Genomic DNA, 14776 nt, shown 5'->3' on the forward strand with positions numbered 1-14776 from the left:
CCCCGACGCAACCACCACCACACACCCCACAAAACATAGGGATCCAGACACAGGCATCCTGCGTGTCGCGGCTGCGCACAGGTGTGTGCCGGCGTGTGCCGTGGCAACCAGGGGCCGTTGGTGTGACTTCGGCTGGTGCCCCCATCACGTTGTTGGGACCTGAGGCTATTTGCCTGCCAAGTCAGCGATCTTGCGCTCCAGTGCTGTTCGTTCGGCAGCGTTGGAGCACAAGGCCAGTGCCTCCGCCAAGGCCCCTTTTGCTTCCCCGAATCGGCCGAGCCTGGTGAGAAGTTCGCCACGAACGGTCGGGACCAGGTGAGACCCGTGCAGATCCCCACGGTTCGCCAGGGCATCCACCAACTGCAGCCCGGCTGTCGGCCCTGTAGCCATGGCCACCGCAACGGCGCGATTCAATTCAATAACCGGAGATGGTGCCAAGCGTCCTAGTGCTTCGTACAAGATCACAATCCGTTGCCAGTCCGTGTCCGCTGCGCTTCGAGCCACCGCGTGGCATTCAGCAATCGACGCCTGCAATCCATAGGCGCCGAGACCGCGGCCGGCGCCGACCGCCGTCGAGAGCGCTGCCCTGCCTCGACGAATCGCGGACTGGTCCCAACGGCGTCGGTCCTGGTCTTCCAGAAGGACCGGCTTTCCGGCTGAGTCGAGCCTCGCAGGAAACCGGGCAGCAGTGAGTTCCATGAGCGCAAGCATGCTAAATACCTCGGGTTCCGGTGCCAGTCGAACCAACACACGGGCCAGTCGCCGTGCTTCACTGGCCAATTCCGTCCGCATCCACGAATCACCGGTGGTGGCGAACGATCCCTCCGTGAAAATCAGATAGACCACCTGCAGCACGGAGCCAAGCCGCTCGGCAATTTCGTCTGTCTCGGGCACCGCAAACGGAATGTGCGCCGCCGCCAGGGTTTTCTTGGCGCGGGTGATGCGGGCTTGGATGGTTGGAACGGGTGCAAGGAACGCTTTGGCAATTTCCTCCGTGCCCATGCCGCCGACCACGCGGAGCGTCAAAGCGATCCTCGATTCCTTGGACAACACCGGATGGCAAGAGATGAACATCAATGCGAGTACGTCGTCGTCAATCGAGTCCGGGTTGAACAGCGTGTCCACGCCCGGTTCCTCCTCGGAGAGGTCGCGGGCAAGCAGGGCGTACTTTTCGTCCCGGGCAGAACGCCGGCGAAAGGAATCGATCGCCCGGCGCCGCCCGGCAGTCAGGAGCCACCCTGCCGGTTCTGCGGGGACGCCGTTGACAGACCACGACACCAGTGCTTCCGCGACCGCTTCCTGGGCGAGGTCTTCGGCAAAAGTGAAATCGCCCGAATAGCGCGCAAGGGCGCCGACGATGCGTGCGGATTCACTACGCCACACCGCTTCGACGGCGGCCCTTGCCTCGTTGCTGCCCACCTCAGGTGCTGCTGACTGCAGTTCCCGAGGCCGGCTTTAGAGTTGGCCCGTCTGCTCGCGCCATGCACGTTCCTTTTGGATCCATTTGTTGTCCTGCGGAAACTCGTCAATGCTAGCGACGCGCCGGATTTCGGTCTTGGTCCCTTCGGTCATGGGTGCCCGCTTGGCCCACTCGATGGCTTCCTGCTTGGACGCGACGTCCAGAATGTAGTAGCCGCCAAAGAGCTCCTTGGTTTCGCCGTAGGGGCCATCCGTGACAACGGGGGTCTCCCCCGTAAAGTCGACCACGACACCCTCTTTTGGATCCTCCAGGCCCTCCGCAGCCAGGAGGACACCGGCGCGGATCAGTTCGTCGTTGAATTGCCCCATGGCGTCAAGGATCTCGTTGAAATCGATGTTCTCGAACTTGGCGTACGAAGCGTCGTCTGCCCTCATGATCAACATGTATTTAGCCATCTGACTCAATCTCCTGTGTAAGTGGAAGGTCGCCCTTCGACCTTCTCATCCATAGGTCGAACGGCGCGAGGACAAATCGACAACGGGTCCAAAACAATTTCCCGGCTCTCGGTCCACGTCATCGGCGTAGTCTGGAGGGACGGCGGGAAACGATTGTGTTGAGTCCGCCTGCAAGTGGTTCGAGGCACCATGGCACCAGAACGTACGTCCGATGAATCTTTGCCGGACGGGGGTGCCACCCGGACCGTCAACAGCTACGTGACACTCCTGAAGTCCGTGCGCAGCGCCGGATTGCTGAAACGCCGCAGGGGTTTCTACATCACTGTCTTTGTGATCCTGATGGCTGCTTGGACCGGGACCTGGAGCGGCTTCCTGTTGCTGCGGGACACCTGGTTCCAGCTGCTCATCGCGGCGGTAATGGGTGTGGTCCTGACCCAGTTCGCGTTCCTGGCCCATGAAGCCGCCCATCGTCAGGTTTTCAAGTCCAAGGGAATGAATGAGTGGTCCGCCCGGCTGGTTGGTACCGGATTGGTGGGCATCAGCTACTCGATGTGGGCACAGAAGCACACGCGTCACCACAACTTCCCCAACGTGATCGACAAGGACCCGGACATCCATACCGGCGCCATCGCTTTTCACCCCCAAGCGGCCAGTACCCGGCGGGGCGTCATGGTGCAGGTCACCCGCCGACAGGGCTGGCTGTTGTTTCCGCTGTTGTTCTTCCTGGGTGTGAGCCTGCACGTTGATTCGTTGAAGTACCTGTTGCACCAACGAAAAGTTGACCACCGCTGGGTGGAGATCCCCGTCCTCTTGCTGCGCTTGCTGGCTGTGCCCATTCTGGTCTTCTCCATGCTTCCGTTAGGCATGGCCTTCGCCTTCCTTGGCGTCCAGCTGGGTGTCTTCGGTTTCTACATGGGCGCGTCCTTCGCCCCGAACCATAAAGGCATGCCCATCCTGCCCACGTCCAGCAGAACGGACTTCCTCAACCGCCAAGTACTCACCGCCCGGAACATCTCCGGAGGATGGTTCATGGACACGCTGATGGGTGGGCTGAACCGCCAGATCGAACACCATCTCTTCCCGGACATGCCTCGTCCCTACCTTCATCGCGCGTCCGGGATGGTCAAGGCATGCTGTGATGAGTTAGGTATTCCCTACACCGAAACCAGCCTCGCAGCGTCCTACGTGATCGTGGTGAGATATCTGGATGACGTCGGCTTGTTCGCCGGAGAACCCTTCGAGTGCCCGGTCGTTGACCAATTCCGTCCCCGGTGACCGCAAGGTGGCACAGGATGGCAAAAGGATCCCCCCGGAGTAACTCCGGGGGGATCCTCACGCCAACGGGGTAGTCAGTTCAGCGGCCGCCTCCACCGATGACCCCGGCCTCGACAGCCTTGGTCACGGCATCAGCCTCAGCTTGTGTGAGCTTGCCGTCTGTGACTGCCTTGTCCAGCCTGGTCTTCAGCGCAGCAGCACGCTCCGCTTGACCTTCGGCACGGATTTCCTCCAACGCCGTGGTGACCTTGGCCTCGTCCACACCCAAGGCTTCGGCCAGCGACTTCGCCAGGGCTGCGTCCTGGGCCGTGCGGTCCGGTTTGGTGCCTTCGGTACCTTCGGCGGGTGGCGTAGCGGGCTTGTTCGCCTCACGGAATGCCTTCAAGGCATCGGTGACCTTGGCCTCGTCCACACCCAACTTGCTGGCCAACTGCGCCGCAATCTGTCCACCGTCGCGTCCGTGGCCATGCCCGCCCGGTTTACCACCGCGGTCTGACGGAGCTGTCGCATCCGCAGAGGAAGTGGCGCTGGGCGATGGCGTGGTGGCCGCAGTTGCCATGCTCGTTGCACCAAGTCCTGCACCCAATGCCAGGGCTCCGGCCGCCACTCCCAACGTAATTCTCTTGGTTTTCGACATGTACCTCTCCTCAATGAGCCGTTGGTACGGCTGGTGTCTGAGGGACGGGCAGTAGTGCCGTCCTCTTAACACGATGAGTGGACAACCCCAGCCCACGCTGTCCTGAACCTGTCATTCCGCTGTGAGAGTGATCCGGAAGCTGTGAGGGACTCTCCCTATGCTCCGGCCGAATCGGCATGGTCCGGCCGAATCAGCGAACCCGGTCCAAAGCGTCCAGCAGCCGCTTGACCGCACCACCCAGGTTCCAGTCCGTAGCCAACTGTTCAAGTTCGGCGCGCGCTGCGCCGGTGACGGGACGCAGCTCAGCTCCCACGTCTTCCAGCGTCGGTACCTTGAGGTCGCGCACAACGTTCACGACGGCGGGCGCCACCTTAAGGTAGTCGGCCGCGGCCGACAGTTTGGCGCGTATGGAAGCGGACAACCCGCCGTCGGGGTCCTCTGCCGCTTCAAGCAAGCCTTCCAGTGAGCCGTGGGTGCCGAGCAAGGAGGCCGCCGTCTTTTCGCCGATCCCGGCAACACCGGGCAGGCCGTCGGAAGCATCGCCGCGCAGGGTGGCGAAATCGGCGTACTGCTGGGGCAGGACCCGGTATTTGCCCACAACGACGACATCGGTGACGAGCTCCAGGTTCTTCATGCCGCGGGCGGTGTAGATAACCCGGACCCCGCGGTCGTCATCAACGAGCTGGAAAAGGTCGCGGTCGCCGGTGACGACATCCGTAGGGATCTGCGCGTGGCTCGCGTAGGTGCCAACGACGTCGTCGGCCTCATGCTCATCGACACCCACGACGGCTATCCCGGCGAGGTGCAGCACGTGCCGGATCATCGGAATTTGGGCCTCCAGCGGGTCCGGGACGACCTCGACGTCGGGACCGTCCGGAACGATCTCCGCTACCCTGTGCGACTTGTAGCCAGGGATCAGATCCACGCGCCATTCCGGCCGCCAATCGTTGTCCCAGCAGGCGACGACATGTGTTGCTTCATAGTCGGTGGTGAGGCGGGCGATCATGTCCATCAATCCCCGGACAGCGTTAACCGGCGTTCCGTCGGGGCGGCGTATCGAATCGGGGATGCCGTAGAAGGCACGGAAGTACAGGGAAGCAGTGTCCAGCAGCATCAGTCGGGGCATACCTGATCCTGACATGCCTGCTGTTCTTTCGGCAGGAATCACACGCAAATTCGCCGGTCAAGCAGGTGTCAGGGACGGTAAAGACTTGATCACCAATGTGAGCGGCATTACGATGATGTGAGCAATAATAGAACACGGAGTTCTATTATCGAACAATCCGTGATTGTCAGCCCACAAAGAAGTGAGGAAAGCCCGTGCAGTTCCACCACCACGGTTACGTATCCGGTGACCCCCGAGTCGAGCCGGCAGCCGGCGTCGGAATCAACCGCCCAACCGAGCTTCCCGACGAAGTGGATGTCCTCATCGTGGGCAGCGGCCCGGCCGGCATGCTGACCGCGGCGCAGCTCTCCCAGTTCCCCGGTGTGACAACACGCATCGTTGAGCGACGCCCCGGCCGGCTAGCCATCGGCCAGGCCGATGGCATCCAGGCCCGCAGCGTCGAGACATTCCAGGCCTTCGGGTTCGCCGAGCGCATTATTGCGGAGGCTTACCGCATCACCGAGATGGCCTTCTGGAAGCCGGACCCGGCCGATCACTCCCGCATCGTCCGCGCCGCCCGCGCCGTGGACGACCCCGCCGGAATCAGCGAGTTTCCGCACTTGATCGTGAACCAGGCGCGGGTATTGGACTATTTCGCCGAATTCATGGCCAACTCCCCCACGCGAATGACGCCGGACTACGGCTACGAGTTCCGCGGCCTTGAGGTCTCAGGCGAAGGCGAATACCCCGTCGCAGTGACACTCGCCCACACCTCCGGCTCCAACGAGGGCCAGGAGCGCGTCATCCGCGCCAAATACGTGGTCGGCGCGGACGGTGCGCGCAGCAAGGTTCGTGAGTCGATCGGCTGCCACCTCGCAGGCGACCAGGCGAACCATGCCTGGGGCGTCATGGACGTCCTCGCCGTGACCGATTTCCCGGATATCCGCACCAAGTGCGCTATCCAGTCCGGATCCGGGGGCAGCATCCTGTTGATCCCCCGCGAAGGCGGGCACCTGTTCCGCATGTATGTGGATCTGGGCGAAGTCGCCGCTGACGATCAGGGAGCAGTGCGGAAGACAACCATCGAGCAGATTATCCAGAAGGCCAACGACATCCTGCGCCCGTACACGTTGGATGTCCGGAACGTCGCCTGGCACAGTGTGTACGAAGTGGGCCACCGCCTCACGGACAGGTTCGACGACGTTCTGCCGGAGGACCGCGGTACGCGCACGCCGAGGGTGTTCATCACCGGCGACGCGTGCCACACCCATAGCGCGAAGGCCGGCCAGGGCATGAACGTGTCCATGCAGGACGGTTTCAATATCGGTTGGAAGCTTGGCCACGTCCTTGAGGGTCGCAGTCCTGAAAGCCTGCTTGACACGTATTCCGCCGAGCGCCAGGTTGTTGCGAAGAACCTCATCGACTTCGACAAGCAGTGGTCTACCCTGATGGCCAAGAAGCCGGAGGAGTTCGAAGACCCGGCGGAGCTGGAGACCTTCTACACCAGTACGGCCGAGTTCCCCGCAGGATTCATGACGCAATATGCGCCCTCCATGCTGGTCGCAGCGCCACAGCACCAGGAGCTCGCCACGGGCTTCCCCGTGGGCAAGCGATTCAAGTCCGCACCGGTCCTGCGGGTCTGCGACACGAACCCCATGCACCTTGGCCATCACGCCAAGGCCGATGGTCGCTGGCGCATCTACGTGTTCGCTGACGCCGACAAGGCCGGCGCGGCAGGGCCCGTCGCCGACCTTGCCGAGTGGATCGCGAACTCGCCGGACTCGCCGCTGGCCGCGACGCCGTCGGGCGCTGACCGCGACGCCTGGTTCGATGTGAAGGTGATCTACCAGCAGGACCACACGGACGTGGACATCAACGCCGTGCCCGCCGCGTTCAAGCCCACAGTTGGACCGTTCAAGCTCACGTATCTTGAGAAGGTCTTCGGCGCCGATCCGAACGCCGACATCTTCGAACTGCGCGGAATCAGCCGCGACGGAGCAGTCGTGGTGGTCCGCCCCGACCAGTACGTCGCCAACGTGCTACCGCTGCATGCGACGGCGGAACTCGGCTCGTTCTTCGCTTCGGTGCTGGAAACCCACCCGACGGCGGGACTCGTCGAAGCCTGAACATAGGGAAACTGCCGGCGGGCCGCCAAGGTCCGCCGGCAGTTTGCTCGTTAACGGCTGACCACTGCCGAAGTTTTACATCCCTGTAACGCAAACCACTAGAAGCAAACAAAATTGCAGAGTATCTTTATTGCAATGCAGTTTGCAGAGTGATGTTCGTTACAAGGAGAACCAGTGAAGATCAGCGAGGACACAGCCAGCGCCGCACCCGCGGCCAGGGAATCCGCGGATCATGCATGGCTTGGGGATGCCCTGCCGGACGTTGCACTGTCCAAGTCGCAGGCACGCGTAGTGGAAGTCATTGCCCGCAATCCACAGCTCTCGTCGTATGCGGACATCGCGGAAATCGCCCAACGGTCGGACGTAAACAACTCCACCGTCGTCCGCACCGCCCAACGACTCGGCTACCGTGGCTGGCCGGACCTGCAGCGCGAACTGCGTTCCCGCTATCTGGTGATGATCTCCACCGAAGACACGTTGATTGAGCACGGTGAGCACCGCAGCCCCCTCCACGACGCCTTGAACCATGACATCGAGAACCTGCGCCTGACGCTCGATTCAAACACCGCAGACGATGTCGAGGCGGCCATCGCCGCCCTTGCCTCAGCCAAGTCCATCACCGCCGTCGGCATTGGCTCTTTTGCCGGCCCGGCGAGCGTCATGGCCCACCTCGGCTCAACCATGGGCTATCCCATCACCTTGGAAAACCGCGGCGGCGTGCACTTCGCGTCCGCTGCGAACACCCTGGGGCCCGGCGACGTCCTGGTGGTGGTCAACATGTGGCGGTCAGTCCAGCAAATCATCGTCACGGCCGAAGCCGCCAAGCAATCGGGCGCCACAGTGGTCGCCATCAGCGACATGCGCCGGGGCCGCCTCGCCGCAGCCGCGGACCACCTGCTGATCGTGGCATCGGAAGGTATCTCGTTCTTCCAGTCAGTCACCGCAGCAAATTCGATGGTCTACGGATTACTGGCCGGAATGGAAGCCGCCCACCCGGAACGCAGCCGTGCTGCCATCCGGCGCACACAGCAGTTGTGGAAAGACCTGGACATCTACCTGGACTGACGTCGTACAGGGCCCACCTTATGGATGCCCCCAACAAAAAAACCCCTCAATGCCCCACCAGGAGTACTTCATGAGCAATATTCGTCGCGTCGCCGTCATTGGCCTCGGGTCCATGGGCGGTGCCATGGCATCGACCTTGCACCGCGCCGGCTGGACCGTCACTGGTTTCGATCCTTCGGAAGCGGCACGGGATGCCGCTGCCCTCACCGGCATCTCCACTACGGCGGAGGCAAGGGACTTGGCAGGAACCCCGTATGCGGTCCTGTCCCTGCCTTCCGCCAGTGTCGTCGAGGCCACAGTTCCCACGCTCCTCGCGGCTCCCGGGACCATCGCCATCATCGACACCACTACCTCTGAGCCGGGCACCAGCAAATCCATGGCAGAACTGGCGGCCACCAGCGGCGCAGCTTTCGTGGACGCCCCTGTTTCCGGCGGGCGGGACGGCGCTGCGACCGGCAACCTGAGTGCGTTCGTTGGAGCGACCGAGAGCGCGTTGACGGCGGCCGGGCCCATCCTGAAAGCGTTGACAGGCGGCAAGTATGCACACATCGGCGGCCCGGGAAGCGGCAACGTCGTCAAGCTGCTGAACAACGTCCTGGCCGCAGCGAACCTGGTGTCCGTAGGGGAAGCCCTGGGGGTGGCCAAGGCCTACGGCATCGATCCGGCCGTTGCGGCCGCCAGCATCAGCAATGCCTCCGGCGGCAGCAAGGTCTCGGAGGCCATGTACCCCAACTGGGTCATGTCCGGAACGCATGATTCCGGGTTCTCTTTGGGCCTCATGGCCAGGGACGCCGCCCTGGCCATCGACATTGCCCGGCAAATGGGCCAGCAGCCTGAACTGCTGGCCGCTGCGGCCAGCCAATGGCAGGACGCACTGGCCGTCCTTGGACCGGCGGCGGACTTCACCGAAATTGCCAGAACGGTGGCCCCTTCCGTGACACCGGCCGGAGCCCCGGACAAGTCCCCGTCCGCGTCACCACGCACCCGCAAGTAAAGGACACGAGATTGAGCATCACCACAGCCCCAACAGCATCCTCGGCGGAGACCGCCCGGACAGTCCTGGACTCAGCTTTCCCCCAGGGCCTTGGCGCCTTCATGGACGGAAAGGTAGTCCCGGGCTCCGGGAGCACCATCACCCTGACGTCCGCAGCCACGGGCAGATCCTTCGCCGAATACGCCGATCCCGGCACCGAAGGTGCCAACGCCATCCTTGAAAGCTCCGTCCGCGGCGCTGCGACCTGGGGAAAGTTGAACGGCTTCGAGCGCGCCGCCATCCTCCGCAACGTCAGCAGGGTGGTCGAAGCACACACAGAAGAACTGGCGATCCTGGAATCGTCCACCACAGGCAAGCCCATCCGCGATGCCCGCGTCGAAGCGGCCAAAGTCGCGGAAATGTTCGGCTACTACGCCGGCTGGGCAGACAAATTGACTGGGCAGACCATACCCGTTCCCGGCCCTTGGCATACCTACACCGAACGGGTCCCCTGGGGTGTCGTCGTCGCCATCACGCCCTGGAATGCGCCCCTGTTCACTGCCGGGTGGAACTCAGCTGCACCACTGGCTGCCGGCAATGCGGTGATCATCAAGCCCAGCGAATTCACGCCCGCCACCACGGTCCGGCTGGCTCAGTTGGCCCACGACGCCGGACTCCCGGACGGCGCCTTCAACGTTGCCACCGGGTTGGGCCAGACCGTTGGCGCAACCCTCACCACTGACCGGCGCGTTGGCAAGATCAGCTTCATTGGTTCCGTGCCCACCGGCCGCCGTGTGGCGGTGGTTGCTGCCGAGGCCGGTATCCCGGCCCTCCTGGAGCTTGGCGGCAAGAGCGCCAACATCGTCTTCGCCGATGCCGACCTGGAGCGGGCCGCCGATGGCGCCATCTCCGCCATCTTCTCCGGTGCCGGCCAGTCCTGCGTCGCAGGCTCCCGCCTCCTGGTGGAACGAAGCGTCCACGCCAGGTTCATCGAGCTGGTGGCCGACCGCGCTGCCCGGCTCCGTGTCGGAGACCCGCTGGATTCCACTACCGAGGTGGGGCCGATCATTACGGCTCCGCAGTTCGCCACCGTTACCTCGCTGATCGAAACGGGAATGAACGACGGCGGCCGCCGGGTTACCGGCGCGACCCTGCCGGAGGCGCTGAGAAGCTCCGGTCTTGCCGGCGGCCACTGGGTGATGCCAACCCTCTTGGATGGCGTCACCCCTGCCAACCGATTGGAAACCACCGAGGTCTTTGGCCCGGTGGTGGGTGCAGATGCTTTTGATACAGAGGCCGAGGCCATCGCACGAGCGAATAACACCAACTTTGGCCTGGCGGGCGCCGTGTGGACCTCCGACATTTCCCGGGCACACCACATCGCACGCGAGGTAAAGGCCGGGACGTTCTGGATCAACTCGTACAAGACCATCCACGTAGCCGTCCCGTTCGGTGGCTTTGGCGATTCAGGCCACGGCCGCTCCTCAGGCCCTGGCGTTCTGGACGAGTACACACAGGCAAAGGCGGTCTGGGTCCCCACCCGGGCAGCCGGATCTCCCTTCCCGTCCCTGTCCTACTAGCAGGAATGATCATGGAAATTACCAACACCACAGCATCTGCCGACCACCTGCGAACGGCCTTGGAAGGTGGCGTCGCCACCTGGAAGCCCAAGGTGCGCGAACTCTCAGAGAGCCTGCACGCCAATCCCGAGATCTCCTTCGAGGAAGTCCAGGCTGCCGAGGCCATCACCTCTTTGCTGGCCGAAGGGGGCTTCGAAGTCACCAAAGGAACGGCAGGCCTCCCCACCGCGTTCACGGCAACCGCCGGAACAGGTGAGCTGGTAGTGGCTTTGTGCGTCGAATATGACGCCCTGCCCTCCGTAGGCCATGCCTGCGGGCACAATCTCATAGCCGGGGCATCCGTGGCGGCAGCGTTGGCCTTGCTCCCCCACGTCGACGAACTCGGCATTACCTTGAAGGCCATTGGCACACCGGCGGAGGAGCATGGCGGCGGCAAGGTATTGATGCTGGAAGGCGGTGCCTTTGACGGCGTTGGCCTTGCACTGATGGTTCATCCGGTTCAGGACGGCGTCACCTACAACCCCGCTGGGACCACCGCCCAGGCCGTGGGCAGGTACGAGGCAGTCTTCACAGGCAAGGCCGCCCACGCTGCGGCCGCGCCGCATATGGGCGTGAACGCCGGGGACGCAGCGGTGCTCAGCCAAGTGGCCATTGGCTTGCTGCGGCAGCAGATCCCTGGCGATCACCGGGTAGCTTGCTATGTGGCTGAGGCCGGACATGTCACCAACATCATTCCCGATCATGCCGTAGTGCCGTTCGAGTGCCGGGCTTTCACGCTCCCCGAGTATGAGGCGTTGCTTGAGCGCGTCAAGCGTTGCTTTGAAGGGGCGGCCCTGGCCACGGGAACCACCCTTGACATCACGGCAGCCGAACCCTTGTACGAACCGCTGATCCAGGACGGGGACCTTGCCGGCCACTGGACGGCAGCCATGGACTCGTTCGGCAAGGACACCTCGCCCGCAGCTGGCATGGGAGGCGGCTCCACCGACATGGGCAACATTTCCCAGGTCATTCCATCCCTGCATCCCTGGCTCAGCATTCCCGGAGCCAATGTCCCCATCCACTCGCACGGCTTCGCGGCCCTTGCGAACACACCCCAGGCGTACGCCGTCATGTTCGAGGCAGCCACAGCGCTGGCGTGGACAGTGGCGGGCGCCGCAACCAATCCCCAGCAGAGAGAACGCTTCGTCCAGGCGGCCTACCGCCCCGAAGCCCCGATCCAGGAAGCAACATCATGAGCACCAACACCGAAACCGCGCGGACGGATAAGGCCGGCACACGGCTTACGCTTCCGATCGCCGCGCTGGCCTTTGTCATCGCCCTTGCGGTTCAGTTCATCGGTCAGGCCAAGATTGATCTGGGCATTGGCGCGATCATCATTTTCCCGATGGTTTGGGGCCTGATCCTCGGATTGCTGGTCTCCATCCAGAAGTTCAAGCCGTTGGGCCTGGACCTGCAGCGTGTGGCTGCGGCCCTGGTGGGTGTGGCCGTTTTGCTCCTGGTGGCCAGGCTGGCCTTCAACATCGGCCCGAGCCTGCCCAGCCTCATCAAGGCCGGCCCCGCACTCCTCCTACAGGAAGTGGGCCACTTGCTGGGAACTATCGTCCTGGCACTTCCGCTTGCCGTGCTGTTGCGCATGGGCAAAGCCACTGTGGGAGCCACTTTCTCCCTGGACCGCGAACCTTCGTTCGCCATGGTTTCTGAGAAATACGGTCCTGATTCCGACCAATACCGCGGCGTCCTGGCCATGTACGTCTTTGGAACCTTGTTCGGCGCCATTTTCATCACACTGCTGACCTCGTTGGTGGCCAACTGGAAGATCTTCGATCCACTGGCCTTGGCTATGGGCGCGGGTGTTGGTTCGGGGTCCATGATGGCCGCCTCGGCCGCAAGCATCATCGCCGCGTACCCGGCCGACCAGGAGGCCATCCTCGGCATGGCAGCTGTCTCCAACCTCATCACCACCATTCTGGGTGTGTACGTGGGCATCTATATTGCCCTTCCCGTGGCTGACAAGTTCTACAAGGTGCTGACCCGGAACAAAGAAGCGCAGAAGGTTGCTGCCGGCACGGTGCCCCAGGCCCGGACCGATGCAGAGCTTGCGCAAGACGAGGTCCAGGCCGAAGAGAACCGCCGGTTCCGGGAGGAAGTCGCAAAGTCCTCGGCCGCCATGACATTGCCATTGTGGCTATCCCTGTCCGTCCTGACGGTGTTGGGTGTTGGCACTGCAGCCGTGGCCGCCAAGGGCCTGAGCTTGTCCATCCTGGCAGGCTACGGCATCATGCTGGCTTTGGTACTTGTCAGCCTGTTGCTCGCAAAGATCACCAGGAAGATCTCGGCCATCGTCTTCATCACCACCATTGGCGCCTACATTTCGAGCCCGTGGTTCTTTGGCTCCGGGGTCCTGAATGAAGCCGTCAAAACCGTGGACTTCCTCTCCATTGCGACGGTGATGCTGACCCTTGCCGGTCTTTCGCTCGGCAAGGACATCCCGTTGCTGCGGAACATCGGTTGGAAGATCATTCCCGTCGGCTTGGTGGCCATCACCGCGTCTTTCATCCTCTCGACAGTGATCGCGGAGTTCGCCCTGGGCCTCTGGCACTGATCACTTTCTGAAACTACGGAAAGGCCTGTTTCCCTATCAGGGAAGCAGGCCTTTTCGTGCCCGGCCGCTCTGGCAAAGGACCGGGATCGGGACGAGAATGAGGTGGTGGTCCCTCCTGGCACCGGCGGGGGCGGCGACACCATGAACGACGCCGCCCGAAAGATCCAGCGCGTCTATCTCACCTTGACGCTGGGCAATACCATTGCGGCTTCCTTCATCTGGGGCATCAATACTCTCTTCCTCTTGGATGCCGGGCTGAGCAACCTCGAGGCGTTCGCCGCCAATGCCTTCTTCACCGCCGGAATGGTTCTCTTCGAGGTTCCCACCGGAGTCATCGCCGATGGTTGGGGCCGCAGGGTTTCCTTCCTCCTGGGAACAGTGACGCTGGCCGCCTCGACGTACTTGTATTTTGTGCTCTGGCAGATTGCGGCTCCGTTCTGGATGTGGGCCGTCGTGTCGGTGCTGCTGGGCCTCGGGTTCACGTTCTTTTCCGGCGCCGTGGAGGCGTGGCTCGTGGATGCCCTGCGCTTCTCGGGCTACCAAGGCGGACTGGAGCCAGTGCTTGGCCGCGGTCAGATGGTGCAGGGCGTAGCCATGCTGGTGGGCTCTGTGGCTGGTGGCGTCATTGCCCAAGCCACCAATCTTGGCATTCCCTTCCTCCTGCGCGTGGCGGTGCTGCTCGCCATGTTTGCTGTCGCCTTTGGGCTCATGCACGACGTCGGCTTCACTCCTGAGCGTTCGACGCACCCTCTCCGTGCCGTCCGTACCGTGCTGACCGCATCGATCGACAACGGATTGAAAAACCCGCCCGTGCGCTACGTGATGCTTGCCGCCCCCTTCAGCGCCGGCGTCGGAATCTATGTCTTCTATGCGCTGCAGCCATATTTGCTTGATCTCTTCGGCGATCCCAAGGCCTATTCCATCGCGGGTTTGGCCGCAGCAATCGTGGCGGGCTCGCAAATCCTGGGAGGCTGGCTCGCCCCACACGCCCGGCAACTGTTCCACAAGCGCACGTCGGTATTGATCCTTGCAGGGGTGGTGGGCGGCGTGATCCTCCTGGTCCTTGGCGTCACCCACATCTTCTGGGTGGCACTGGTCCTGCTGGCACTCTGGGGCGTTGTGGGTTCTGCAGCCACCCCGGTCCGGCAGGCATATGTCAATGACATGATCCCATCGAAACAGCGGGCCACTGTCCTGAGTTTCGACTCACTGATGGGCTCAAGCGGGGGCGTGGTCATCCAGCCGCTCCTGGGCCGGGGAGCTGATCTCTACGGATATCAAGCATCCTTGGCCATGGCCGGTGTCATCGAGCTCATCGCCGTGCCGTTCCTGCTGGCCAGCCGGAAACAGGGTGCCCCGGCCGACCGGGCCAGCACCGCCGAAACCCGAACGGATACGGAACCATTGGCGTAAGCGCGGTCTTCGGTGGCATGGGAGACGGCCAGGCCCTGCATCCCGGTAATCACGGGCAATGGCACACAATTGGTCCTCGTCGATGATGGTGAGGGACTTCCTGCCATGAGCCAATCGGCAGT

Annotated in this window: 12 protein-coding genes; 8 read left to right on the top strand and 4 right to left on the bottom strand. The window is 63.0% G+C overall.

Annotated elements, in window-relative coordinates; translation table 11 throughout:
- Positions 1 to 165: 165 nt before the first annotated feature.
- The gene (locus LN996_RS18430; RefSeq protein WP_231341842.1) at positions 166 to 1419 is read right to left on the bottom strand and encodes an RNA polymerase sigma factor; all 1254 of its coding nucleotides are present in this window, start codon (positions 1417 to 1419) and stop codon (positions 166 to 168) included.
- A 36-nt stretch (positions 1420 to 1455) separates the two neighbouring features.
- Positions 1456 to 1875 (bottom strand): YciI family protein, encoded by a 420-nt coding sequence (locus LN996_RS18435; protein WP_159698432.1) that lies wholly within the window; start codon positions 1873 to 1875, stop codon positions 1456 to 1458.
- Positions 1876 to 2064: 189 nt separating this feature from the next.
- Between LN996_RS18435 and LN996_RS18440 the strand changes: the two genes are divergently transcribed.
- A complete protein-coding gene (locus LN996_RS18440; RefSeq protein WP_231341843.1) occupies positions 2065 to 3150 on the top strand; it encodes an acyl-CoA desaturase in 1086 nt (361 codons plus the stop codon).
- A gap of 79 nt (positions 3151 to 3229) precedes the next feature.
- On the opposite strand, the gene LN996_RS18445 is transcribed toward LN996_RS18440, so the two are convergent.
- Positions 3230 to 3787 carry a Clp protease N-terminal domain-containing protein gene (locus LN996_RS18445; RefSeq protein WP_231341844.1) on the bottom strand — a complete coding sequence of 186 codons (558 nt, stop codon included), beginning with the start codon at positions 3785 to 3787 and terminating at the stop codon, positions 3230 to 3232.
- 190 nt (positions 3788 to 3977) lie between these two features.
- Positions 3978 to 4928, bottom strand: coding sequence for a 5'-3' exonuclease H3TH domain-containing protein (locus LN996_RS18450; RefSeq protein WP_374202234.1), 951 nt, complete (start codon positions 4926 to 4928; stop codon positions 3978 to 3980).
- A 179-nt stretch (positions 4929 to 5107) separates the two neighbouring features.
- Here LN996_RS18450 and LN996_RS18455 point away from each other — a divergent pair, with 179 nt between their 5' ends.
- From LN996_RS18455 to LN996_RS18485, 7 genes are all read left to right on the top strand, one after another.
- A complete protein-coding gene (locus LN996_RS18455) occupies positions 5108 to 7018 on the top strand; it encodes an FAD-binding monooxygenase (protein WP_231341846.1) in 1911 nt (636 codons plus the stop codon).
- Between the two features lie 180 nt (positions 7019 to 7198).
- Positions 7199 to 8083: a MurR/RpiR family transcriptional regulator gene (locus LN996_RS18460; RefSeq protein ID WP_374202236.1), complete on the top strand. Its 885-nt coding sequence runs from the start codon at positions 7199 to 7201 to the stop codon at positions 8081 to 8083.
- Positions 8084 to 8153: 70 nt separating this feature from the next.
- Positions 8154 to 9077, top strand: a complete 924-nt coding sequence (locus tag LN996_RS18465; RefSeq protein WP_231341848.1) for an NAD(P)-dependent oxidoreductase — start codon at positions 8154 to 8156, stop codon at positions 9075 to 9077.
- Positions 9078 to 9088: 11 nt separating this feature from the next.
- Entirely contained in the window at positions 9089 to 10636 is a 1548-nt protein-coding gene (locus tag LN996_RS18470; protein ID WP_231341849.1) for an aldehyde dehydrogenase, read from the top strand.
- An 11-nt stretch (positions 10637 to 10647) separates the two neighbouring features.
- Positions 10648 to 11874: an amidohydrolase gene (locus LN996_RS18475; protein ID WP_231341850.1), complete on the top strand. Its 1227-nt coding sequence runs from the start codon at positions 10648 to 10650 to the stop codon at positions 11872 to 11874.
- Positions 11871 to 13241, top strand: a complete 1371-nt coding sequence (locus LN996_RS18480; RefSeq protein ID WP_231341851.1) for a DUF3100 domain-containing protein — start codon at positions 11871 to 11873, stop codon at positions 13239 to 13241. The genes LN996_RS18475 and LN996_RS18480 overlap by 4 nt, the downstream gene beginning before the upstream one ends.
- Before the next feature lie 141 nt (positions 13242 to 13382).
- The gene (locus LN996_RS18485; protein WP_231341867.1) at positions 13383 to 14654 is read left to right on the top strand and encodes an MFS transporter; all 1272 of its coding nucleotides are present in this window, start codon (positions 13383 to 13385) and stop codon (positions 14652 to 14654) included.
- Positions 14655 to 14776 lie beyond the last annotated feature (122 nt).

Source organism: Arthrobacter sp. AK01, from assembly GCF_021109375.1.
GTDB lineage: Bacteria > Actinomycetota > Actinomycetes > Actinomycetales > Micrococcaceae > Arthrobacter.